Consider the following 23539-nt stretch of genomic DNA (forward strand, 5'->3'; position numbering starts at 1 on the left):
ACTGTGGGTCAAAAAATTAATCCAATCGGACTTCGTGTTGGAGTTATCCGTGACTGGGAAGCAAAATGGTATGCTGAAAAAGATTTCGCTTCACTATTACACGAAGATTTAAAAATCCGTAAATTTATTGATAATGAATTAAAAGAAGCATCAGTTTCTCACGTTGATATCGAACGTGCTGCTAACCGTATCAACATTGCAATCCATACTGGTAAACCAGGTATGGTTATTGGTAAAGGCGGTTCGGAAATTGAAAAACTTCGCAACAAATTAAACACTTTAACAGATAAAAAGGTACACATTAACGTAATTGAAATTAAAAAAGTTGATATTGATGCACGATTGGTTGCAGAAAATATCGCACGTCAATTAGAAAATCGTGCTTCATTCCGTCGTGTACAAAAACAAGCTATCACAAGAGCTATGAAAAATGGTGCTAAAGGTATTAAAACTCAAGTATCAGGTCGTTTAGGAGGAGCTGACATTGCTCGTGCTGAACAATATTCAGAAGGAACTGTTCCACTTCATACATTACGTGCTGACATTGATTACGCACATGCTGAAGCCGATACTACTTATGGTAAATTAGGCGTTAAAGTATGGATTTATCGTGGAGAAGTTCTTCCTACTAAGAATGCTAGTGAAGGAGGAAAATAATAATGTTACTACCAAAACGTGTGAAATATCGTCGTCAACATCGTCCAAAAACAACTGGTCGTTCTAAAGGCGGTAATTACGTAACATTTGGTGAGTATGGTTTACAAGCTACTACAACGTCTTGGATTACATCTCGTCAAATCGAATCTGCTCGTATTGCTATGACACGTTACATGAAACGTGGTGGGAAAGTTTGGATTAAAATCTTCCCTCATACACCATATACTAAAAAACCTTTAGAAGTACGTATGGGTGCTGGTAAAGGTGCGGTTGAAGGCTGGATTGCAGTTGTTAAGCCTGGTAGAATCTTATTCGAAGTAGCTGGTGTACCTGAAGAAATTGCTCGTGAAGCATTACGTTTAGCAAGTCACAAACTTCCAGTAAAAACTAAGTTTGTAAAACGTGAAGAATTGGGTGGTGAAACAAATGAAAGCTAAGGAAATTAGAGACTTAACCACTTCAGAAATCGAAGAACAAATTAAATCTTCAAAAGAAGAACTTTTTAACCTACGCTTTCAGTTAGCTACAGGTCAATTAGAAGAAACTGCACGTATTCGCACAGTAAGAAAAACGATTGCACGTCTAAAAACTGTTGCTCGTGAAAGAGAAATTGAACAAAGTAAGGCTAATCAATAATAATTGAAAGAGGAGGTTACAAAAGTGAGTGAAAGAAACGATCGTAAAGTTTATGTAGGTAGAGTTGTTTCAGACAAAATGGATAAAACAATTACAGTTCTAGTAGAAACTTACAAAACTCACAAATTATACGGTAAGCGAGTAAAATACTCTAAAAAATATAAAACTCATGATGAAAACAATTCAGCTAAATTAGGAGACATTGTTAAAATTCAAGAAACTCGTCCTTTGTCAGCAACAAAACGTTTTCGTTTAGTTGAAATTGTTGAAGAGTCAGTAATTATATAATCAAGAATAGAGATAAGGGAGGTTTAACGAATGATCCAACAAGAAACACGTTTAAAAGTAGCAGATAACTCTGGTGCTCGTGAAGTTCTTACAATTAAAGTATTAGGTGGATCTGGTCGTAAAACAGCGAATATTGGCGATATAATCGTGTGTACTGTTAAAAATGCAACACCAGGTGGCGTTGTCAAAAAAGGCGACGTTGTCAAAGCTGTTGTAGTTCGTACTAAATCAGGTGTTCGCCGTAACGACGGTTCATATATTAAATTTGATGAAAATGCATGTGTTATCATCCGTGATGACAAAGGTCCACGTGGTACTCGTATCTTTGGTCCTGTTGCTCGTGAATTACGTGAAGGTAACTTCATGAAAATCGTATCATTAGCACCAGAAGTACTATAATTAAAAATCAACCAATCATACTATTTAAGGAGGTGCCCACATGCATATTAAAAAAGGTGACAACGTAAAAGTTATCGCAGGTAAAGACAAAGGTAAAGAAGGTAAAGTAGTTGCTACTGAACCTAAGAAAGACCGTGTCGTTGTGGAAGGTGTTAACGTTATTAAAAAGCACCAAAAACCAACTCAATTAAACCCTGAAGGTGGAATCTTAGAAACAGAAGCAGCAATCCATGTTTCTAATGTACAATTATTAGACCCTAAAACGAATGAACCTACTCGTGTTGGATATGAAACAGTTGATGGTAAAAAAGTTCGTGTTGCTAAAAAATCAGGCGAAGAAATTAAAACTAATAATTAATAACTAGGTGAAAGGAGGATCCACTTTGAACCGTTTAAAAGAAAAGTACAATTCTGAAGTTACAGAGAACTTAGTAAAGAAATTTAACTATAGTTCAGTAATGCAAGTACCTAAAATTGAAAAAATCGTAGTGAACATGGGTGTAGGTGACGCAGTTCAAAACTCTAAAGTATTAGATAATGCGGTAGAAGAGTTAGAACTTATCACTGGTCAAAAACCATTAGTAACTAAAGCTAAAAAATCTGTTGCAACATTTCGTTTACGTGAAGGTATGCCTATTGGTGCAAAAGTAACGCTTCGCGGAGAAAGAATGTATGAATTCTTAGATAAACTAATTGCAGTTTCATTGCCTCGTGTTCGTGACTTCCAAGGTGTTTCTAAAACAGCATTTGACGGTCGCGGTAACTATACATTAGGTATTAAAGAACAATTAATTTTCCCAGAAATTGACTATGACAAAGTAACTAAAGTTAGAGGAATGGATATTGTAATCGTAACAACTGCTAACACTGACGAGGAAGCTCGTGAATTGTTAACAAACTTCGGTATGCCATTTCGTAAATAATCTCTAAAAAGGAGGCTAATTAAGTGGCTAAAACTTCAATGGTTGCTAAGCAACAAAAAAAACAAAAATTCGCAGTTCGTGAATACACTCGTTGTGAACGCTGTGGTCGTCCACATTCTGTATATCGTAAATTTAAATTATGCCGTATTTGTTTTCGTGAATTAGCTTATAAAGGCCAAATTCCTGGCGTACGTAAAGCTAGCTGGTAATAATTAAGAGTCTGAAAGGAGGCAACAATCAATGACAATGACAGATCCAATCGCAGATATGCTAACTCGTGTGAGAAACGCAAACATGGTTCGTCACGAGAAGTTAGAATTACCTGCGTCTAATATCAAAAAAGAAATTGCTGAAATCTTAAAAAAAGAAGGTTTCATTAAAAATGTTGAATATGTTGAAGACGATAAGCAAGGTGTTATTCGTTTATTCTTAAAATATGGTCAAAATAATGAACGTGTTATTACAGGTTTAAAACGTATTTCTAAACCAGGTTTACGTGTTTATGCTAAAGCTAACGAAGTGCCTAAAGTATTAAATGGTTTAGGTATTGCACTTGTTTCAACTTCTCAAGGTGTTATCACAGATAAAGAAGCAAGAAAACGTAATGTTGGTGGAGAAATCATCGCATACGTTTGGTAATAATTAATAAGGAGGTGCCATAACATGAGTCGTGTTGGTAAGAAGATTATTAACATTCCTAGTGACGTAACAGTAACTTTTGATGTAAGTAATGTAACTGTTAAAGGTCCTAAAGGTGAATTAGAAAGAACTTTAAACGAAAGAATGACATTTAAACAAGATGAAAACACTATAGAAGTTGTAAGACCTTCTGATTCTAAAGAAGATAGAACAGATCATGGTACAACTCGTGCTTTATTAAATAATATGGTACAAGGTGTTTCACAAGGTTTCGAAAAAACACTTGAACTTGTTGGTGTAGGTTACCGTGCTCAAATGCAAGGTAAAGATTTAGTACTTAATGTTGGATACTCTCACCCAGTTGAAATTAAAGCTGAAAATGGCATTACTTTCGCTGTTGAGAAAAACACTACTGTTAAAGTATCTGGTGTTTCTAAAGAATTAGTTGGTGCTACAGCATCTAACATCCGTTCAGTTAGACCTCCAGAGCCTTATAAAGGTAAAGGTATCCGTTACCAAGGTGAATATGTTCGCCGCAAAGAAGGTAAAACAGGTAAATAATAGATAAATCTCTAAAGAAAGGAGTATTGAAATGATCAGTAAAATTGATAAAAACAAAGTACGTTTGAAAAGACATGCACGTGTTCGTACTAAATTATCAGGTACAGCTGAAAAACCACGTTTAAATGTGTATCGTTCAAACAAACACATCTATGCTCAAATTATTGATGACGTTAAAGGCGAAACTATAGTCCAAGCATCATCTCAAGATAAAGACATTGCAAGCGAATCTGCTTCAAAAGTAGACTTAGCTACTACAGTTGGTCAAGCAATTGCTAAGAAAGCAAACGACAAAGGTATTAAAGAAATCGTATTTGACCGTGGAGGCTATTTATACCATGGACGAGTTAAAGCATTAGCAGATGCTGCCAGAGAAAGCGGATTAGAATTTTAATTTAAAGGAGGGACACATTCATGGCTCGTAGAGAAGAAGAAACTAAAGAATTTGAAGAACGCGTTGTAACGATTAACCGTGTTGCTAAAGTAGTAAAAGGTGGTCGTCGTTTCCGTTTCACTGCATTAGTAGTTGTAGGTGATAAAAATGGTCGTGTAGGTTTCGGTACTGGTAAAGCACAAGAGGTACCTGAAGCTATCAAAAAAGCTGTAGAAGCTGCTAAAAAAGATTTAGTAGTTGTTCCACGTGTTGAAGGTACAACTCCACACACTATTACAGGTCGCTATGGTTCAGGTAGCGTATTTATGAAACCGGCTGCACCTGGTACTGGGGTTATTGCTGGTGGACCAGTTCGTGCCGTATTAGAATTAGCAGGTATTACTGATATCTTAAGCAAATCACTTGGTTCAAATACTCCAATTAATATGGTTCGTGCGACTATCAATGGTTTACAAAACTTAAAAAATGCAGAAGATGTTGCTAAATTACGTGGCAAATCTGTAGAAGAATTATACAATTAAGGAGGGAAAATAAGTTATGGCTAAATTACAAATTACCCTCACTCGTAGTGTTATTGGTCGTCCTGAAACACAACGTAAAACTGTTGAAGCATTAGGTCTCAAAAAAACTAATAGTTCAGTAGTTGTTGAAGATAACCCTGCAATCCGTGGGCAAATTAACAAAGTTAAGCATTTATTAACAATTGAAGAAAAATAATTAAGGAGGTGTCGAAATGAAATTACATGAGTTAAGAGCAGCTGAAGGATCACGTCGTGTACGTAATCGTGTAGGTCGTGGTGCTGCAACTGGTAACGGTAAAACAAGTGGTCGTGGGCAAAAAGGTCAAAAAGCACGTTCAGGTGGCAAAGTAAGACCAGGATTCGAAGGTGGACAATTACCTTTATTCCGTCGTCTGCCAAAACGTGGTTTCACTAACATTAACCGTAAAGAATATGCTATTGTTAACTTAGACCAACTTAATAAATTTGAAGATGGTACTGAAGTAACTCCAGCTTTATTAGTAGAATCTGGTGTTGTTAAGAATGAAAAGTCTGGTATTAAAGTACTAGGTAATGGTTCACTAGATAAAAAATTAACAGTGAAAGCTCATAAATTCTCAGCTTCAGCAGCAGAAGCTGTTGATTCAAAAGGTGGAGCACACGAGGTGATCTAATGTTTCAAACGCTTGTGCGTTTCTTTACAACAAGAGAAGTGCGTAACAAGATTTTCTTCACTCTAGCAATGTTAGTTATTTTTAAAGTAGGAACGTATATTCCAGCTCCAGGAGTTAATCCTGAAGCATTTAATCATCCACAGGGTTCTCAAGGTGCCACTGAGTTATTGAATACTTTTGGTGGCGGTGCCTTGAAACGTTTCTCTATATTTGCTATGGGAATTATGCCCTACATCACTGCATCCATTGTTATGCAGTTATTGCAAATGGATATTGTACCTAAGTTCACAGAGTGGGCTAAACAAGGTGAAATGGGTAGAAGAAAAATTAATAATGTAACACGTTATTTCGCTATTATTCTAGCTTTTATTCAATCAATAGGTATGGCATTCCAATTCAATAATTATCTCAAAGGGCAACTGATTATGGAAAAATCAGTTATGAGTTATTTATTGATTGCAGTTGTTTTAACAGCAGGAACAGCGTTCTTAATTTGGCTTGGTGACCAAATCACTCAGTTTGGTGTTGGTAATGGTATTTCTCTTATCATCTTTGCTGGTATTTTATCTACTTTGCCTTCAAGCATCGAGCAATTTGCACAATCAGTTTTTGTAGGCCAAGATGATAATTCATTGGCTTGGCTAAAAATTGTTGGATTAGTCGTTTCATTAATCTTACTAACTATTGGAGCAATTTTTGTACTTGAAGCCAAACGTAAAATTCCAATTCAATATGCAAAGAAACAATCTGCTCAACGATTAGGTTCACAAGCAACTTATCTACCTTTAAAAGTTAATTCGGCCGGTGTTATTCCAGTAATTTTTGCGATGGCGTTCTTCTTGTTACCAAGGACTTTAACTTTATTCTTCCCTAAAGCAGAATGGGCACAGAATATTGCTGATACTGCCAATCCTTCAAGTAATATTGGAATGATTGTTTATGTTGTATTAATTATTGCTTTTGCATATTTCTATGCATTTGTTCAAGTTAATCCTGAAAAAATGGCTGACAATCTAAAAAAACAAGGTAGTTATGTCCCAGGTATTAGACCTGGTGAACAAACCAAAAAATATATTACTAAAGTACTTTATCGTCTAACATTTGTAGGTTCTATTTTCTTAGCAGCAATAGCAATTTTACCGATTATTGCGACAAAATTTATGGGATTACCACAATCAATACAGATTGGTGGTACAAGTCTTTTAATCGTTATCGGTGTTGCAATAGAAACTATGAAAACTTTAGAAGCACAAGTGACTCAAAAAGAATATAAAGGCTTTGGTGGTAGATAATTTGTAGGAGGGCATTTATGAATATCATTTTAATGGGTTTACCTGGCGCAGGTAAAGGAACTCAAGCGAGTGAAATTGTTAAGAAATTCCCAATACCACATATTTCTACTGGCGACATGTTCAGAAAAGCGATTAAAGATGAGACAGATTTAGGTAAAGAAGCTAAATCATACATGGATCGTGGAGAATTAGTTCCTGATGAAGTTACTGTAGGTATCGTTAAAGAAAGAATTTCGGAAGACGATGCCAAAAAAGGATTCTTACTAGATGGCTTTCCAAGAACAATTGAACAAGCTGAGGCATTAAATCAAATCATGTCTGAGCTCGATAGAGACATTGATGTTGTCATCAATATTGAAGTTCCTGAGGAAGAATTAATGAATCGTCTTACAGGTCGTCGTATCTGTGAAAAATGTGGTACAACATATCATCTTGTATTTAATCCTCCAAAGGTTGATGGTATCTGTGATATCGATGGTGGAAAGTTATATCAACGTGAAGATGATAATCCAGAAACAGTATCAAATCGTTTGAGCGTTAATGTTAAACAATCAAAACCTATTTTAGAGTATTACAATGATAAAGGTGTTTTGAAAAACATTGATGGTTCAAAGGATATCGAAAAAGTAACTGATGATGTCATTGGTATCTTAAATCATTTGTAATAGATCAACGCTTTACGATCTATTTTTGTAGTGAATATTAGAGAAAATTGAATAGAATGAGTGACAAATAACGATAGTTAATTCCCGTATTTTTGTTAAACTTATATTATTTAATCACGAATAGATTCGTATCGTTAAGTTGTCTATTGACGATTACCTTACTATTGCAAGAAGGGGGAAGTTAATCAATGGCTAAACAAGATGTAATTGAATTAGAAGGTACAGTATTAGATACTTTACCAAATGCAATGTTTAAAGTAGAATTAGAAAATGGTCATGAGATTTTAGCACATGTAAGTGGTAAAATTAGAATGAATTACATTCGTATTCTACCTGGCGACAAAGTAACTGTTGAGATGTCTCCGTATGATTTATCGCGTGGTAGAATAACTTATCGTTATAAATAATCGTCACTCCATAATATAGGGAGGTATAAAAATGAAAGTAAGACCATCAGTAAAACCAATTTGCGAGAAATGCAAAGTCATTAAACGTAAAGGTAAAGTAATGGTAATTTGTGATAATCCTAAGCACAAGCAAAGACAAGGTTAATAAAAGAGAGGTGTAATTTAATATGGCACGTATTGCAGGAGTGGATATCCCACGTGAAAAACGCATTGTTATCTCATTAACATACGTATATGGTATTGGTACTTCAACTGCTAATAAAATCGTTGAAGAAGCAAACGTATCAGCAGATACACGCGTTAAAGATTTAACTGACGACGAATTAGGTCGTATCCGTGAAGTTGTAGATGGATACAAAGTAGAAGGTGACTTACGTCGTGAACAAAACTTAAACATTAAACGTTTAATGGAAATTTCATCTTATCGTGGAATTCGTCATCGTCGTGGCTTACCAGTTCGTGGACAAAAAACTAAAAACAATGCACGTACACGTAAAGGCCCAGTTAAGACAGTAGCTAACAAGAAAAAATAATAGGTAAAGGAGGCAAAATAATGGCACGTAAACAAGCATCTCGTAAACGTAGAGTGAAAAAGAATATTGAAAATGGAGTAGCACACATCCGTTCAACATTCAATAATACTATCGTAACTATCACTGATGAATTCGGTAATGCATTATCTTGGTCATCAGCTGGTGCATTAGGATTCAAAGGATCTAAAAAATCAACTCCATTTGCAGCTCAAATGGCTTCAGAAACAGCTTCAAAATCAGCTATGGAACATGGTTTGAAAACAGTAGAAGTAACAGTTAAAGGACCTGGTCCAGGCCGTGAATCAGCTATCCGTGCATTACAATCTGCAGGACTAGAAGTAACTGCAATTAGAGACGTTACTCCAGTACCACACAATGGTTGTCGTCCGCCAAAACGTCGTCGCGTCTAATTTATGATTGTATTGTTACAGGTCACTGAGCAAACAGTTTAAATCTAGTCGACGTATTTAAGGAGGATATTTGTAAATGATAGAAATTGAAAAACCTAGAATTGAGACAATTGAAGTTAGTGAAGATGCTAAATTCGGTAAATTCGTTGTTGAACCACTTGAACGTGGCTATGGTACTACACTAGGAAACTCCTTACGTCGTATCCTACTATCTTCATTACCAGGTGCAGCCGTTAAATACATTGAAATTGAAGGAGTTTTACACGAATTCTCAGCAGTAGATAATGTTGTTGAAGATGTTTCAACTATTATTATGAACATTAAGAAAATCGCATTAAAAATTTACTCTGAAGAAGATAAAACTCTAGAAATCGATGTTAAAGATGAAGGCGAAGTTACTGCAAGTGACATTACTCACGACAGTGATGTTGAGATTTTAAATCCAGAACTTAAAATCGCAACTGTGTCTAAAGGTGGACATCTTAAAGTGCGTCTTGTTGCTAATAAGGGTAGAGGTTACGCATTAGCTGAACAAAATAATACTAGTGATTTACCAATTGGTGTAATTCCTGTTGATTCACTATATTCACCTGTAGAACGTGTTAACTATACAGTTGAAAATACACGTGTAGGTCAAAGTAGTGATTTTGATAAATTAACTTTAGATGTTTGGACAAACGGTTCAATCACACCACAAGAGTCAGTCTCATTAGCAGCTAAAATAATGACTGAACACTTGAATATCTTTGTAGGTCTAACTGATGAAGCTCAAAATGCTGAAATCATGATTGAAAAAGAAGAAGATCAAAAAGAGAAAGTACTTGAAATGTCTATTGAAGAATTAGACTTATCTGTACGTTCTTATAACTGCTTAAAACGCGCAGGAATCAATTCTGTACAAGAGTTAGCTGATAAATCTGAAGCTGACATGATGAAAGTGCGTAATTTAGGTCGTAAATCTTTAGAAGAAGTAAAATATAAATTAGAAGATTTAGGATTAGGATTAAGAAAAGAAGATTGATAAAGGAGGTTAACTCATGGGTTATAGAAAATTAGGTCGTACTTCTGATCAACGTAAAGCAATGTTACGTGACTTAGCTACTTCACTTATTGTTAGTGAACGTATTGAAACTACAGAAGCTCGTGCTAAAGAAGTTCGCAGTATCGTAGAGAAGTTAATCACTCTAGGTAAAAAAGGGGACTTAGCTTCTCGCCGTAATGCAGCTAAAACTATACGTAACGTTGAAATCTTAAATGAAGATGACTCAACTCAAACAGCTCTTCAAAAATTATTTGGTGAAATCGCTGAACGTTACAATGAACGTCAAGGTGGTTACACTCGTATCCTTAAAGTAGGCCCACGTCGTGGTGACGGTGCTGAATCAGTATTTATTGAATTAGTTTAATATATAAGAGTAGGGCTTTAATCTAGTTTTTATGAACTAGATTGTTTATTCTAACTCTTCACCTTAATAAATACACTTACTACTTATATATAAAGCAAATGAGTGCAATGATAATGTTTGCCACATACAAATATTGTCTAGCTCAGAGTACCCCATCTAACTTAATATTTTTTAAAGCGTGAACTCAACATTTTGATGGGGTGCGCGCTTTTTTATTTAAGCTATAGTCAGTTATGCTATAGCTTTTTTTGATAACTTAATGTTAAAATGTATTATTCATACATATCCGATATACAGACAAATTGAATTATTGTAAAATATTAGAGTAATATAAAATATTAAAAATGAGGAGTGTTTAATGTGAAGGAGCTTAGCAACATAATAGAATTTCAAAATGTATCATTTCAATACCAAAGTGATGCTGCTTTCACATTAAATCAAGTTTCTTTTACAGTACCTTTAGGACAATGGACTTCAATTGTTGGTCATAATGGATCTGGTAAGTCTACTATTGCAAAGTTAATAGTAGGGGTAGAAGAAGCCAGTGAAGGAAAAATCCTCTTCAAAGGAAATACTGTAGATTCATCTAACCAGCACGAGGTTAGAAAACACATAGGCATCGTATTTCAAAATCCGGACAATCAATTTGTGGGCTCCATTGTGAAATTTGATGTTGCTTTTGGACTTGAAAATCATCAAGTTCTTCATGATGAAATGATTAACATAGTCGATACAGTTTTATATGAGGTTGATATGTTAGATAAAGCTGACTATGAACCTCAATCTCTTTCAGGAGGTCAGAAGCAACGTGTTGCAATAGCAGGAGTATTGGCACTTAATCCAGATATGATTATACTAGATGAAGCAACAACTATGCTTGATCCAAAGGGGAAAATCGCATTATTAAATCTTGTGAAAGAAGTAAAAGACAAAAATGATGTAACAATCGTTTCAATCACCCATGAGTTAGATGAAGTTATGGACGCTGATAACGTCATTGTTATGAATAAAGGATCAGTATTTAAACAAGGGAGACCGCAAGAAATATTTAAGTATGCTGATGAACTAACTGCTATTGGATTGAACTTACCTTTTCCATTAAAAATAAATCAACTTTTAGGGTTAGATTCATCTTTTGTATCTTATGAAGGACTATTAAAACTATTATGAGTATACGTTTAAACCATGTGAGTTATACCTATCAAAAGGGGACGCCATATGAATATAAAGCAATTGAAGACATTACCTTAAAGTTTGAGCAAGGAAAGTATTATGCAATTATTGGTCAAACAGGTAGTGGTAAGTCTACTTTAATTCAACATTTAAACGCTTTATTAAAACCTTCGGATGGATCAATCAATATTGATAGTGTAGAAATAACTAATAAAACAAAAGATAAATATTTAAAAAATATACGTCAATACGTTGGTATAGTCTTTCAATTTCCAGAATCGCAATTATTTGAAGATAGTGTAGAAAAAGAAATAGAATTTGGACCTAAAAATTTTAATATGGACTTAGAAAAAGTAAAAAATAAAGCTTTTCAATTATTCATTGATTTAGGATTCTCTAGAGAAGTCATGTCTCTTTCACCATTTCAAATGTCTGGCGGTCAAATGAGAAAAGTTGCGCTTGTATCAATATTAGCTATAGATCCTAAAATTATTATTTTAGATGAACCGACAGCTGGGTTAGATCCTAGAAGCAAAAATCAAATTATGTCTTTAATTAAACGTATTCAATTAGAGGAAAATAAAACAATTATTCTCGTATCACACGATATGGATGATGTAGCGCGATATGCTGATGAAATTATTGTCTTAAATAAAGGTAAAGTGGTTGAACAAGCAGAACCAAGATTTTTATTTAAACAAGTAGACAAGTTAATAAATTGGCACATTAATCTGCCTAAAACCATAAAGCTACAAAGAGATTTTGAGAATAAATACAACATATCCCTACCAAAATTAGCTTTGAATGAAGAAGAATTTGTGGAAATGTATAAGGAGTGGCGCAATGAAAAATAAATTGATCATTGGTCGTTATCTACCTACACAATCTGTTGTTCATCATCTTGATCCTAGAGCTAAGCTTATATTTGTTTTCTTTTTCATTATTCTAATATTCTTTTGTCATTCATTCGGAACGTATGCTTGGCTATTTGTATTAATTTTAATCTTTATGAAATTAGCGAAAATACCTTTTGGATTTTTAATGAAAGGATTAACGCCAATATTTTTCTTCTTAATATTTACATTTATAATGCATATTCTCTTTACTAGTGGTGGAGAGGTTCTTTTACACTTTGGATTTATAACAATTGAATCAAATGGAATCATCGAAGGTATATATATATCATTAAGACTGATTTTAATTGTTATGATTGCAACAATTATGACATTAACCACTAGTCCAATTGATTTAACAGATGCTTTTGAAAGGTTATTTGCGCCATTAAAAGTGGTAAAGGTACCTGTACACCAATTAAGTATGATGATGTCTATATCTTTAAGGTTTATACCAACATTGATGGATGAATTAGAAAAAATTATTTTAGCACAAAAATCTAGAGGTTCAGAAATAAGCTCTGGAAGTTTAATGACAAGAATCAAAGCCTTTATTCCTCTGATGATTCCGCTTTTTATTTCTGCATTTCAAAGAGCGGAAGAATTAGCAATTGCTATGGAGGTTAGAGGATATGATATGAATGTGAAACGGACAAGTTACAGATTGTTACAATGGAAATTAAAAGATACTATTACAATTACTTTGTTATTACCCATTGGAATACTTTTATTTATTATTAAATTCTCAGGAGTGTAACCATTGCGAATTTTAGTTGAAATTGCTTATCAAGGAAACCAATTTTTAGGATTCCAAATTCAACAACAAGGTCGTACCGTTCAACAACAATTTGAAAAGATACTTAAACGAATACATAAACATCATGTTAGAATCCATCCGTCAAGCAGAACAGACAGGGGAGTGCATGCATATCAGCAATATTTTCATTTTGATACTGAATTGCAAATAGACAATCAACGATGGAAATATGCGATGAATAGCGCTTTACCTAATGATATTTATGTTATAAGTGTGCAAACGGTAGATAAAAATTTCCATTGCCGATATGATTGTGTGGGAAAACGTTATCGTTACAAAGTTTATCAAGGTAAACATCGTAACCCCTTTAAAAGTGGTCTTGAAACATTTATAAAAGAAGATTTAGATTTTGAAAAAATGAATGAAGCAGCTCAACAATTTATAGGTTCTCATGATTTTACTGGTTTTTGTTCTCAGAAAACTGAAGTTGAAAGTAAGGTAAGGACTTTGTATCAAAGTGAAATAGTTCCTACCATTCAAGGATTTGATTATGTAGTTACAGGTTCAGGATTTCTCTATAATATGGTTCGTGTACTTGTAGCGTTTTTAATTGAGGTTGGAAAGGGAAAACGTCGACCTGATGAAGTGAAAAAACTTATAGGTGAGAAAAATCGAAATAATGTGCCATTTACGGCACCTGCGGAAGGCTTATATTTAGAGAAAATATATTTATTCCCAAAAGACTTACAAAAAGACTTTGGAAATCACATTAAGATACACTATAAAAAATCATTGTAAAATGATTAATTGTCATTGACAAAAACAGTATGAAATTATAAGATTATTAACGGTATTATTTTATATCACCCCGCGATAAGCCCCGGAAACTTATTGTGTTACAAAATATATAAGCAAAGTAGAACAACAGTTATTAAAATAAATGAAATCTTACGCTTTTAATCGTAACAATAATTAAGATTGGAAATGAGATAGTCATAGGTTCGAATGTGATTTATCATCACAACAATCATAAGCAAAGCATTTGTTTTTAGGAGGACAATTATTATGCGTCAAACATTTATGGCAAATGAATCAAACATTGAGCGCAAATGGTACGTTATTGATGCTGAAGGCCAAACATTAGGTCGTTTATCATCAGAAGTAGCTGCTATCTTACGCGGTAAAAATAAAGTAACTTATACACCACACGTTGATACTGGTGATTATGTAATCATTATTAATGCATCTAAAATCGAATTTACTGGTAATAAAGAACAAGATAAAATTTATTATCGTCACTCAAATCATCCAGGTGGCTTAAAAGCAATCACTGCTGGTGAATTAAGAAGAACAAATCCTGAACGTTTATTAGAAACTTCTATCAAAGGTATGTTACCAAGCACACGCTTAGGTGAAAAACAAGGTAAAAAATTATTTGTATATGGTGGCGCTGAACATCCACACGCTGCACAACAACCAGAAAACTACGAGTTACGTGGTTAATTAGAAGGAGGAAATTACATTGGCACAAGTTGAATATAAAGGCACAGGCCGTCGTAAAAACTCAGTAGCACGTGTACGTTTAGTACCAGGTGAAGGTAACATTACTGTTAACGAACGTGACGTACGTGACTACTTACCATTCGAATCATTAATCTTAGACTTAAATCAACCATTCGATGTTACTGAAACTAAAGGTAACTATGACGTTTTAGTAAACGTTCATGGTGGTGGATTCACTGGACAAGCTCAAGCTATCCGTCATGGTATTGCTCGTGCTTTATTAGAAGCAGATCCAGAATACAGAGGTTCTTTAAAACGCGCTGGATTACTTACTCGTGACCCACGCATGAAAGAACGTAAAAAACCAGGTCTTAAAAAAGCTCGTCGTTCTCCACAATTCTCAAAACGTTAATTTTGGCGAACTAACAAAAATAAGAAAGATAGTGCTTTTTCTTGCACTATCTTTCTTTATACTAATGTTTTATAATTTCTTTAATAATTTTTGTCATATCATCGTGTATAACTAATTTAGCAGCATAATCATATGGGGTTGGATCTCTATTGATAATAACTAAGTTGTCACCTTTGAATTCTGAAACAAAATCAGCAGCAGGTTGTACTATAAGTGATGAACCTAACACGATAAGTGTATCGGCTTTTTGAATTTTTTCTAATGCTTTGAATACAGTTTTTTGATTTAGCATTTCACCATAAAGAACAATATCTGGCCTAATTACACTACCACATTCTTCACAGTATTTAAGATGATGATTCATTACATACGATTTTGAATATTCACTATAACAGTTAATACAATAAAAGCGATTAAGAGTGCCATGTAATTCATCTATATAATGGCTACCTGCATCTTCGTGTAAGCCATCAATATTCTGTGTAATGACACCTAAAGATTTATGGTGTTGTTCCAACTGAGTTATCCATTGGTGTACTACATTTGGTTTTTTATCAGCTATTAAAAGTCTTTTATGATAAAAATCAATAAAGCTTTCTTTATCATCGTGTAAATGATCAATACTTAGTAAATATTCTGGAGACTGACCTTGTTTTGAAATTTCATCAAAAAGACCGCCCATTGAACGGAAGTCTGGAATACCACTTGCTACTGAAACACCTGCACCTGTAAAGAAGACTATTTTACTAGAATCGTCGATAATATGTTTCAATTGTTGAACTTCATTCCCCATTTTTTTCACCTCATTAGTATTTTCTTATTTGAACTAACTTGAAAATGATTTTTCACATGCTTATTATAATTTATTATTAAAGAATGCATGTTATGATTTAAAGTGAAGACGATAAACATTTTTAACTATTTATTGAAAATGTATTATTCTAAATAAAAATTCAAGCTATTTAAAGTATAATTTTAAATCATATAGTGTTATTGAAAGAAAGTAACTATCTCATTTTTAGAAAAATATTAGACACTAGTTATTTATATAAAATTAATAAAGAAACACATTTTTTATAATGAAATGTAGGAAGTGAAAAAGAAATGAATAAATATGATAGATTAGATTAAATTACTAAATTAGTAAACAAAAGAGGAACTGTAAGAACAAATGAAATTGTTGAAGATTTAAATGTATCTGATATGACTGTACGTCGTCGTTTAGCAGAACTAGAAGAGAAAGGTGTCCTTACGAAAATACATGGAGGTGCTAGAAGTAATTCAGCTTTTCAATACAAAGAGATGTCTCATCAGGAGAAACATACACATTATATGGAAGAAAAGAGATATATAGCAAAGAAAGCAGTCATCATACGCTTACAGTCATAACGAATTGTCTACTAGTGTTTAAAATATTAATGAAAAAACAATCATTACATTTTAGAGTTTACTTATTAGGAGGAGAAATGCGTGATTTAACTGAAGCATTGTTGGGGAAATGACAAACCAATTATTAGAACAATTAAGGTTTAGTAGTAATGGTGTTAAAGACGGTCTTGCAATGACTTCGTTAATTGATGAAGCTTATACACAACAAATAGCATTAAATCACTCACTTGAAAAATATTTACTTATTGATTCATCTAAAGTTGGTAAAGATGATTTTTCTTCATTTTGTGACCTTAAAGAATTGAATGCAGTCTTAATGGATAACAAAGATTTAGAGAAAAAAGAACGAATAGAATCGTATGTTGAAGTTATCAGTTAAAGTAAATTAATTCTATAAAGAGCCTGTGACATAAATAGTATGTTACAGGCTCTTTAAGGTTTTCACAGTAGTTAAAAGTCTTAAAAATACGCTTATATCAAGCTTTTTAAGTATAGTCTGGGGTTCTAACAAAGAGAATTTCATATAGAAATTCAACAAACAAAGCAAGTTGGGGTTACTTCACTAGGGTGAGACAACGAATTCAGAATGAATTCGATCTCACTTCTTTTTTGTTGGATTCAAAAGTTTAAATAAACATAAATTCATAAAATGTTTGAATTTAAACATAGTTAATTGAAAGCGCTTTTCTATTTTGAAACATATGTGCTTTCAAAATTAATTCACAAGGAGACTTATTATGACGATTATTATTGGATCAGATGTAGACGGCAAATGCTTAAAAGACTTAATTAAAGTTTACTTGGAAGAAAATGATAATGATATTTTAGATGTCACAGAGGGAAAAGATTTAGATTTTGTTGATTCAACAGTGTTAGTAGCTAAAGAAGTACAAAAATCTGATGAAAACTTAGGAATTGCTATAGATGCATATGTCGAAGGAAGTTTTATTGTTGCTACTAAAATTAAAGGCATGATTGCAGCGGAAGTTTCAGAAGAACGTTCGGCTTATATGACACGAAGTCATAATAATGCACGCATGATTACGATGGGATCTGAAATTGTAGGAGATACATTAGCTAAAAATGTAGCTAAAGAATTTGTGAATGGTCATTACGATGGTGGACGTCACCAAATCCGTGTATATATGTTAAATAAAATGTGTTAATTGGAGGAATGAAAATTGCTATAGGTTGCGATCATATTGTTACTGATACAAAGATGGAAGTTTCACAACATTTAAAAGCACAAGGTCATGAGGTCATTGATGTAGGTACTTACGATTTCACACGTACACACTATCCCATTTTTGGTAAAAAAGTAGATGAAAAAGTTGCGAGTGGCAAAGCAGATTTAGGAGTTTGTATCTGTGGTACTGGCGTAGGTATTAGTAATGCGGCAAATAAAGTGTCAGGAGTTAGAACTGCATTAGTACGTGATATGACATCAGCCCTTTATTCAAAAGAAGAATTAAATGCGAACGTTGTAAGTTTCGGCGGTAAAGTATCTGGAGAACTCTTTATCTTCGATATCGTTGATGCATTTATTAAAGCTGAATATAAATCTACTAAAAAAAATAAAAAGTTAATTGCCAAAATTGAACATCTTGAAAGTCATAACGCTAATCAAAATAATCCACATTTCTTTGATGAATTTTTAGAAAAGTGGGATAAAGGCGAGTACCACGATTGAGGAAGATAATCATGATATTAACTTTAACACTCAATCTGTCAGTAGATATTTCTTATCCACTAGAAGAATTACACATCAATACAATAAATAGAGTAAGTCAAGTAAGTAAAACAGCTGGAGGAAAGGGGCTTAACGTTACAAGAGTGTTGGATCAACTTAATGAGAATGTTTTAGCTACAGGATTTATTGGTGGTAAAATAGGAGAATTTATTGAAAGTAAACTCGATGAACATGAAGTTTCACACTCATTTTATCAAATTAAAGGTGAAACCCGTAATTGTATCGCTATATTACATAGCAGAAATCAAACAGAAATATTAGAAAAAGGTCCAACTGTTAGTAGAGAAGAGGCAAATGGATTTATAAACCATTTAAAACACTTAATTATTAAGGAAAAATGCGTTGTTATATCTGGAAGCCTTCCTGACGGTCTTGATACAAATTACTATTTAAAAATTATCGATATCTGTAGCACAAATAATAAACCGACAGTACTTGATTGCTCAGGTTTAGCGCTCAAAGCAGCACTTAAGAATAGTAATAAACCAACTGTTGTTAAACCTAACAATTATTAGCAATAACTATTCATGAATCAGTAGACGAACTAAAGCAAGCAACTACAAGTGAATTATTTAATGGAGTCGAATGGATTATCGTTTCGTTAGGCGCTAATGGTGCATTCGTTAGACATAACCAACGATTTTATAAAGTCAATATTCCTTCAATTGAAGTGATTAATCCCCGTTGGTTCTGGTGATTCTACGGTAGCTGGAATAGCTTCTGCAATCGTCAATCATGAAACAGATGAAGATTTGCTGAAAAAAGCTAACACATTAGGGATGTTAAACGCTCAAGAGGAACAAACTGGTTATGTGAATAAATCTAATTACGAGAAACTTTTTGATCAAATTGAAATCATAGAGGTGTAAAAAATGGTGAAAACAACTCAAAAAACGACATCAATAGAACAGCTTAGTAATAATAAAGGTATTATTTCTGCATTAGCATTTGACCAACGTGGGGCTTTAAAACGGATGATGGCTAAACACCAATCAGAAGATCCGACAGTAGAACAAATAGAACGCTTAAAAGTATTAGTTTCTGAGGAGTTAACGCAATATGCTTCATCAATTTTATTAGATCCAGAATATGGATTGCCAGCATCAGAAGCAAGTAATAACGATTGTGATTTATTACTTGTATATGAAAAAACAGGATATGACGTCAATGCGAAAGGACGATTACCAGACTGTTTAGTTGATTGGTCTGCAAAGCGTCTTAAAGAACAAGGTGCAAACGCAGTTAAATTTTTACTATATTACGATGTTGATGACGCTGAAGAGATTAACATTCAGAAGAAAGCATATATTGAACGTATTGGTTCAGAATGTGTCGCTGAAGACATACCATTCTTCTTAGAAGTCTTAACATATGATGATAATATTCCAGATAATAGTAGTGTTGAATTTGCCAAAGTTAAACCAAGAAAGGTTAATGAAGCTATGAAATTATTTTCTGAAGAACGCTTCAATGTTGATGTTTTAAAAGTAGAAGTTCCAGTTAACATGAAATATGTTGAAGGGTTTGCTAAGGGTAAAGTTGTTTATTCAAAAGAAGCAGCAGCACCATACTTTAAATATCAAGATGCTTCAACGCACTTATCATATATTTATCTTAGCGCTGGGGTTTCCGCAGAGTTGTTCTAAGAAACTTTAAAATTTGCACATGATGCTGGTGCTAAATTTAATGGTGTACTTTGTGGTAGAGTAACTTGGTCTAGTGCGGTTCAAGTTTATATCGAACAAGGTGAGGATACAGCTAGAGAATGGTTGCGTACCTACAGGATTTAAAAATATTGATGAATTAAACAATGTTCTTGAAGTAACTGCTACGTCAGGGGACGAACACATCATGAATAGAGAAGAAGTACATTGAAATAGTTGCCTACGCTTGAGACGCACGGTCTAAGTTTCTAGAAGCTTTAACAGCGGCACAAGAGGGAGATTTTGTCAAAGCTGATTCATTGATTGAGGAAGCAGAGCAATGTATTGCTGATGCGCATCGTGCACAAACGAGTTTACTTCAAAAAGAAGCACAAGGTGATGATATTGCTTATAGCGTGACAATGATGCATGGTCAAGATCACTTAATGACTACAATTTTACTCAAAGATTTAATGAAGCATTTAATACAACTATATAAAAGAGGGTGATGAGCTTGATGAAGAAATTAATAGCTCAGATAGAAAAGGGAAAACCATTTTTCGAAAAATTATCTAGAAGTATCTACCTAAGAGCAATTCGTGATGGCTTTATTTCAGCTATACCAGTCATCTTATTCTCTAGTTTGTTCTTATTAATTGCTTATGTACCAAATGTCTTTGGCTTTAAATGGAGTAAAGACATGGAAATGATTTTAATGAAAGCTTACAATTATACGATGGGTCTCGTTGCATTTCTTGTTGCAGGTACAACAGCCAAATCTTTAACAGATTCATACAATCGTAAATTAGAAAGTACGAATCAAATCAACTTTATCTCAACCATGCTTGTATCAATGTGTGGATTCTTATTCTTAGCTTCAGATCCAGCTAAAGATGGTGGCTTCTTGAGTGCATTTATGGGAACAAAAGGTTTATTAACAACCTTTTTAAGTGCATTTATCACAGTGATTATCTATTACTTCTGTGTTAAAAAGAATATCACTATCAAAATGCCTAAAGAAGTACCACCTAACATTTCTCAAGTATTCAAAGATATTATTCCATTTTCAATTGTTATATTAGTACTTTATGCGTTTGATTTAATCATTCACTCAACTGTTAAAACGAATGTTGCAGAAGAGGTACTGAAAGTCTTTGAACCACTATTTACTGCAGCAGATGGATGGATAGGTGTGACAATTATTTTTGGAGCGTTTGCTTTCTTCTGGTTTGTTGGTATACATGGACCTTCAATCATCGAACCTGCAATTGCAGATATTACTTATGCCAATGTTGAAACAAACTTAAAGTTATTACATACTGGGGAACACGCTGATAAAGTTATTACTTCTGGTACTCAAATGTTTATCGCAACAATGGGTGGTACCGGTGCCACTTTAGTTGTTCCATTTATGTTTATGTGGATGACGAAATCAAAACGTAACAAAGCAATTGGACGTGCATCGGTAGTACCAACGTTCTTTGGTGTTAACGAACCAATTTTGTTTGGTGCACCATTGGTACTCAATCCAGTGTTCTTTATTCCATTTGTTTTAACGCCAATCGTCAATGTGTGGATTTTCAAGTTCTTCGTTGATGCACTCGGAATGAATAGTTTTAGTATTAACTTACCTTGGACAACTCCCGGACCTTTAGGAATTATTATGGGTACACAATTTGTATTATTATCATTTGTATTAGCCATTGTCTTAATCATTGTGGATATTATTATCTATTATCCATTCTTAAAAGTATACGATAGCGAAATCTTAGATGAGGAAGAAGGGCGCGTAGAAGTTGATAATGATTTAAAAGATAAAGTAGCTGCCAATTTTGATACTAAAAAAGCAGATGCTATTATTACAAACGCTTCTGAATCAACTGCATCAGAAACTCATTCATCAACGGTCGAAACATCTACCAACACAGCTACAAATGATTTAATTACTGAGCAAATCAATGTACTTGTGTTGTGTGCCGGTGGTGGTACAAGTGGTTTATTAGCAAATGCTCTAAACAAAGTCGCAAAAGAGTATGATGTATCAGTAAAAGCAGCAGCTGGAGGGTATGGCTCGCATGTAGATATTATGAAAGAATATCAACTCATTATTTTAGCCCCACAAGTGGCATCAAATTATGAAGATATTAAACAAGACACTGATAAATTAGGTATTAAATTAGTTAAAACATAAGGTGCTGAATATATCAAATTAACTAGAGATGGCGAAGCAGCATTATACAACAACAATTTAAAAACTAGATAGGAGTTTTATACATGACTAAGAAATTACCTGAAGACTTTATTTTTGGTGGAGCAACAGCAGCTTATCAAGCAGAAGGTGCAACTCAAACTGATGGTAAAGGACGTGTCGCATGGGATACGTACTTAGAGAAAAATTATTGGTATACTGCAGAGCCTGCAAGTGACTTTTATAATAAATATCCCATTGACTTAAAATTAAGTGAGGAATTTGGGGTAAATGGCATTTGTATTTCAATTGCATGGTCTCGAATTTTCCCTAAAGGATATGGTGAAGTAAATACCAAGGGTGTTGAATATTACCATAAACTCTTTGAAGAATGTCACAAGCGTCATGTAGAACCATTTATAACACTTCATCATTTTGATACACCAGAAGTCATAAAGATGGAGATTTCTTAAATCGTAAAAAAATTGACTATTTTGTAGATTACGCAGAGTTTTGTTTTAAAGAATTTCCTGAAGTTAAATACTGTACAACATTTAATGAGATTGGACCTATTGGAGATGGCCAATATTTAGTTGGCAAATTCCCACCAGGTATTAAATATGATTTTGAAAAAGTATTTCAATCACATCATAACATGATGGTTGCACATGCACGAGCAGTGAAACTCTTTAAAGATTGTAATTATAATGGTGAAATCGGCGTGGTACATGCATTACCAACCAAATATCCATATGATTCTTCTAATCCTGAAGATGTTAAAGCGGCAGAACTTGAAGACATCATTCATAATAAATTTATCTTAAATGCTACGTATTTAGGGAAATACTCACGTGAAACAATGGCCGGTGTACAGCATATTTTATCGGTAAATGGTGGTCAACTTGAAATTTCTGATGAAGATTACAAAATTTTAGATGCAGCTAAAGATTTAAATGATTTTTTAGGTATCAACTATTATATGAGTGATTGGATGCGTGGATATGAAGGAGAATCAGAAATCACGCACAACGCTACCGGAGATAAAGGAGGCTCTAAATATCAACTTAAAGGCGTTGGGCAACGTGAATTTGATATTGATGTACCACGTACAGATTGGGATTGGATGATTTACCCGCAAGGTTTATACGATCAAATCATGAGAGTAGTTAAAGATTATCCTAGTTATCATAAAATATATGTAACTGAAAATGGATTAGGATATAAAGATGAATTTGATGAAAAAGAAAAGACTGTTCATGATGATGCATGTATAGATTATGTTAAAAAAATTTAAACGTCATTGCAGATGGGGCGAATGTTAAAGGATATTTCTTATGGTCTCTAATGGACGTATTCTTATGGTCAAATGGCTATGAGAAAAGATATGGTCTTTTCTATGTAGATTCTGATACTCAAGAAAGATATCCGAAGAAAAGTGCCTATTGAT

At 33.7% G+C, this 23539-nt stretch carries 32 protein-coding genes and 5 pseudogenes; 36 read left to right on the forward strand and 1 reads right to left on the reverse strand.

Annotation, left to right across the window (positions count from 1 at the left end; translation table 11 throughout):
• The first annotated feature begins 3 nt into the window (after positions 1-3).
• The 28 genes from rpsC (at position 4) to rpsI (ending at position 15122) form a co-directional block, all read left to right on the forward strand.
• Positions 4-657 carry a 30S ribosomal protein S3 gene (rpsC, locus tag DYE57_RS03225; RefSeq protein ID WP_115312849.1) on the forward strand — a complete coding sequence of 218 codons (654 nt, stop codon included), beginning with the start codon at positions 4-6 and terminating at the stop codon, positions 655-657.
• A 2-nt stretch (positions 658-659) separates the two neighbouring features.
• Entirely contained in the window at positions 660-1094 is a 435-nt protein-coding gene (gene rplP / locus DYE57_RS03230) for a 50S ribosomal protein L16 (RefSeq protein ID WP_115312850.1), read from the forward strand.
• A complete protein-coding gene (gene rpmC / locus DYE57_RS03235; RefSeq protein ID WP_000644737.1) occupies positions 1084-1293 on the forward strand; it encodes a 50S ribosomal protein L29 in 210 nt (69 codons plus the stop codon). Before rplP ends, rpmC begins: the two co-directional genes overlap by 11 nt.
• Before the next feature lie 24 nt (positions 1294-1317).
• Entirely contained in the window at positions 1318-1581 is a 264-nt protein-coding gene (gene rpsQ, locus DYE57_RS03240) for a 30S ribosomal protein S17 (protein ID WP_002432741.1), read from the forward strand.
• Positions 1582-1611: 30 nt separating this feature from the next.
• Positions 1612-1980 carry a 50S ribosomal protein L14 gene (gene rplN / locus DYE57_RS03245; RefSeq protein ID WP_002432661.1) on the forward strand — a complete coding sequence of 123 codons (369 nt, stop codon included), beginning with the start codon at positions 1612-1614 and terminating at the stop codon, positions 1978-1980.
• 40 nt (positions 1981-2020) lie between these two features.
• Positions 2021-2338, forward strand: coding sequence for a 50S ribosomal protein L24 (rplX, locus tag DYE57_RS03250; RefSeq protein WP_115312851.1), 318 nt, complete (start codon positions 2021-2023; stop codon positions 2336-2338).
• 25 nt (positions 2339-2363) lie between these two features.
• Entirely contained in the window at positions 2364-2903 is a 540-nt protein-coding gene (gene rplE / locus DYE57_RS03255; protein WP_115312852.1) for a 50S ribosomal protein L5, read from the forward strand.
• 23 nt (positions 2904-2926) lie between these two features.
• Positions 2927-3112, forward strand: a complete 186-nt coding sequence (locus tag DYE57_RS03260) for a type Z 30S ribosomal protein S14 (RefSeq protein WP_001829713.1) — start codon at positions 2927-2929, stop codon at positions 3110-3112.
• A gap of 31 nt (positions 3113-3143) precedes the next feature.
• Positions 3144-3542, forward strand: coding sequence for a 30S ribosomal protein S8 (rpsH, locus tag DYE57_RS03265; protein WP_115312853.1), 399 nt, complete (start codon positions 3144-3146; stop codon positions 3540-3542).
• A gap of 24 nt (positions 3543-3566) precedes the next feature.
• Complete coding sequence (gene rplF, locus DYE57_RS03270) at positions 3567-4103, forward strand: 50S ribosomal protein L6 (protein WP_115312854.1); 537 nt, start codon at positions 3567-3569, stop codon at positions 4101-4103.
• A gap of 31 nt (positions 4104-4134) precedes the next feature.
• Positions 4135-4497 (forward strand): 50S ribosomal protein L18, encoded by a 363-nt coding sequence (gene rplR / locus DYE57_RS03275; protein ID WP_115312855.1) that lies wholly within the window; start codon positions 4135-4137, stop codon positions 4495-4497.
• A 20-nt stretch (positions 4498-4517) separates the two neighbouring features.
• Positions 4518-5018, forward strand: coding sequence for a 30S ribosomal protein S5 (gene rpsE / locus DYE57_RS03280; RefSeq protein WP_011275137.1), 501 nt, complete (start codon positions 4518-4520; stop codon positions 5016-5018).
• Between the two features lie 16 nt (positions 5019-5034).
• Positions 5035-5214 carry a 50S ribosomal protein L30 gene (gene rpmD / locus DYE57_RS03285; RefSeq protein ID WP_002432330.1) on the forward strand — a complete coding sequence of 60 codons (180 nt, stop codon included), beginning with the start codon at positions 5035-5037 and terminating at the stop codon, positions 5212-5214.
• Between the two features lie 16 nt (positions 5215-5230).
• Positions 5231-5671, forward strand: a complete 441-nt coding sequence (rplO, locus tag DYE57_RS03290; RefSeq protein WP_115312856.1) for a 50S ribosomal protein L15 — start codon at positions 5231-5233, stop codon at positions 5669-5671.
• Positions 5671-6963, forward strand: a complete 1293-nt coding sequence (gene secY / locus DYE57_RS03295; protein WP_115312857.1) for a preprotein translocase subunit SecY — start codon at positions 5671-5673, stop codon at positions 6961-6963. The genes rplO and secY overlap by 1 nt, the downstream gene beginning before the upstream one ends.
• 17 nt (positions 6964-6980) lie before the next feature.
• Complete coding sequence (locus DYE57_RS03300) at positions 6981-7628, forward strand: adenylate kinase (RefSeq protein ID WP_115312858.1); 648 nt, start codon at positions 6981-6983, stop codon at positions 7626-7628.
• Between the two features lie 188 nt (positions 7629-7816).
• Positions 7817-8035 (forward strand): translation initiation factor IF-1, encoded by a 219-nt coding sequence (infA, locus tag DYE57_RS03305; protein ID WP_001829792.1) that lies wholly within the window; start codon positions 7817-7819, stop codon positions 8033-8035.
• A 31-nt stretch (positions 8036-8066) separates the two neighbouring features.
• Entirely contained in the window at positions 8067-8180 is a 114-nt protein-coding gene (gene rpmJ, locus DYE57_RS03310) for a 50S ribosomal protein L36 (protein ID WP_001829709.1), read from the forward strand.
• Positions 8181-8202: 22 nt separating this feature from the next.
• Positions 8203-8568, forward strand: coding sequence for a 30S ribosomal protein S13 (gene rpsM, locus DYE57_RS03315; protein ID WP_001829703.1), 366 nt, complete (start codon positions 8203-8205; stop codon positions 8566-8568).
• A gap of 20 nt (positions 8569-8588) precedes the next feature.
• The gene (gene rpsK, locus DYE57_RS03320; protein WP_049316025.1) at positions 8589-8978 is read left to right on the forward strand and encodes a 30S ribosomal protein S11; all 390 of its coding nucleotides are present in this window, start codon (positions 8589-8591) and stop codon (positions 8976-8978) included.
• A gap of 76 nt (positions 8979-9054) precedes the next feature.
• Entirely contained in the window at positions 9055-9999 is a 945-nt protein-coding gene (locus DYE57_RS03325; RefSeq protein ID WP_115312859.1) for a DNA-directed RNA polymerase subunit alpha, read from the forward strand.
• A 16-nt stretch (positions 10000-10015) separates the two neighbouring features.
• Positions 10016-10384, forward strand: a complete 369-nt coding sequence (gene rplQ / locus DYE57_RS03330; RefSeq protein WP_115312860.1) for a 50S ribosomal protein L17 — start codon at positions 10016-10018, stop codon at positions 10382-10384.
• A 360-nt stretch (positions 10385-10744) separates the two neighbouring features.
• Complete coding sequence (locus tag DYE57_RS03335; RefSeq protein WP_115312861.1) at positions 10745-11554, forward strand: energy-coupling factor transporter ATPase; 810 nt, start codon at positions 10745-10747, stop codon at positions 11552-11554.
• Positions 11551-12411 carry an energy-coupling factor transporter ATPase gene (locus DYE57_RS03340; RefSeq protein WP_115312862.1) on the forward strand — a complete coding sequence of 287 codons (861 nt, stop codon included), beginning with the start codon at positions 11551-11553 and terminating at the stop codon, positions 12409-12411. Before DYE57_RS03335 ends, DYE57_RS03340 begins: the two co-directional genes overlap by 4 nt.
• Positions 12401-13207, forward strand: coding sequence for an energy-coupling factor transporter transmembrane component T family protein (locus DYE57_RS03345; protein ID WP_115312863.1), 807 nt, complete (start codon positions 12401-12403; stop codon positions 13205-13207). Before DYE57_RS03340 ends, DYE57_RS03345 begins: the two co-directional genes overlap by 11 nt.
• A gap of 3 nt (positions 13208-13210) precedes the next feature.
• A complete protein-coding gene (truA, locus tag DYE57_RS03350; RefSeq protein WP_115312864.1) occupies positions 13211-14005 on the forward strand; it encodes a tRNA pseudouridine(38-40) synthase TruA in 795 nt (264 codons plus the stop codon).
• 267 nt (positions 14006-14272) lie between these two features.
• Complete coding sequence (gene rplM / locus DYE57_RS03355; protein WP_115312865.1) at positions 14273-14710, forward strand: 50S ribosomal protein L13; 438 nt, start codon at positions 14273-14275, stop codon at positions 14708-14710.
• A 19-nt stretch (positions 14711-14729) separates the two neighbouring features.
• The gene (rpsI, locus tag DYE57_RS03360) at positions 14730-15122 is read left to right on the forward strand and encodes a 30S ribosomal protein S9 (RefSeq protein WP_001829714.1); all 393 of its coding nucleotides are present in this window, start codon (positions 14730-14732) and stop codon (positions 15120-15122) included.
• Positions 15123-15183: 61 nt separating this feature from the next.
• Here the strand turns inward: rpsI and DYE57_RS03365 are convergent, their stop codons facing one another.
• Positions 15184-15915 carry an NAD-dependent protein deacylase gene (locus DYE57_RS03365; protein WP_165417822.1) on the reverse strand — a complete coding sequence of 244 codons (732 nt, stop codon included), beginning with the start codon at positions 15913-15915 and terminating at the stop codon, positions 15184-15186.
• Between the two features lie 338 nt (positions 15916-16253).
• On the opposite strand from DYE57_RS03365, the pseudogene DYE57_RS03370 reads away from it, so the two are divergent.
• From DYE57_RS03370 to lacG, 8 genes and pseudogenes are all read left to right on the forward strand, one after another.
• Positions 16254-16890: pseudogene (locus DYE57_RS03370) on the forward strand (DeoR/GlpR family DNA-binding transcription regulator).
• Between the two features lie 358 nt (positions 16891-17248).
• Positions 17249-17677: a galactose-6-phosphate isomerase subunit LacA gene (gene lacA, locus DYE57_RS03375; RefSeq protein ID WP_115312867.1), complete on the forward strand. Its 429-nt coding sequence runs from the start codon at positions 17249-17251 to the stop codon at positions 17675-17677.
• Positions 17678-17685: 8 nt separating this feature from the next.
• Entirely contained in the window at positions 17686-18201 is a 516-nt protein-coding gene (lacB, locus tag DYE57_RS03380) for a galactose-6-phosphate isomerase subunit LacB (RefSeq protein ID WP_115312868.1), read from the forward strand.
• Between the two features lie 11 nt (positions 18202-18212).
• A pseudogene (gene lacC, locus DYE57_RS03385) lies at positions 18213-19130 on the forward strand (tagatose-6-phosphate kinase).
• Positions 19131-19133: 3 nt separating this feature from the next.
• Positions 19134-20136: pseudogene (lacD, locus tag DYE57_RS03390) on the forward strand (tagatose-bisphosphate aldolase).
• A pseudogene (locus DYE57_RS03395) lies at positions 20117-20413 on the forward strand (PTS lactose/cellobiose transporter subunit IIA). The pseudogenes lacD and DYE57_RS03395 overlap by 20 nt, the downstream one beginning before the upstream one ends.
• A gap of 5 nt (positions 20414-20418) precedes the next feature.
• Positions 20419-22095, forward strand: a complete 1677-nt coding sequence (locus DYE57_RS03400) for a lactose-specific PTS transporter subunit EIIC (RefSeq protein ID WP_115314117.1) — start codon at positions 20419-20421, stop codon at positions 22093-22095.
• A gap of 83 nt (positions 22096-22178) precedes the next feature.
• Positions 22179-23538 (forward strand): annotated as a pseudogene (lacG, locus tag DYE57_RS03405) (6-phospho-beta-galactosidase).
• The last annotated feature ends 1 nt before the right edge of the window (position 23539 follow it).

The sequence above is a fragment of the Staphylococcus saccharolyticus genome, assembly GCF_900458815.1.
GTDB classification, from domain to species: Bacteria; Bacillota; Bacilli; order Staphylococcales; family Staphylococcaceae; genus Staphylococcus; species Staphylococcus saccharolyticus.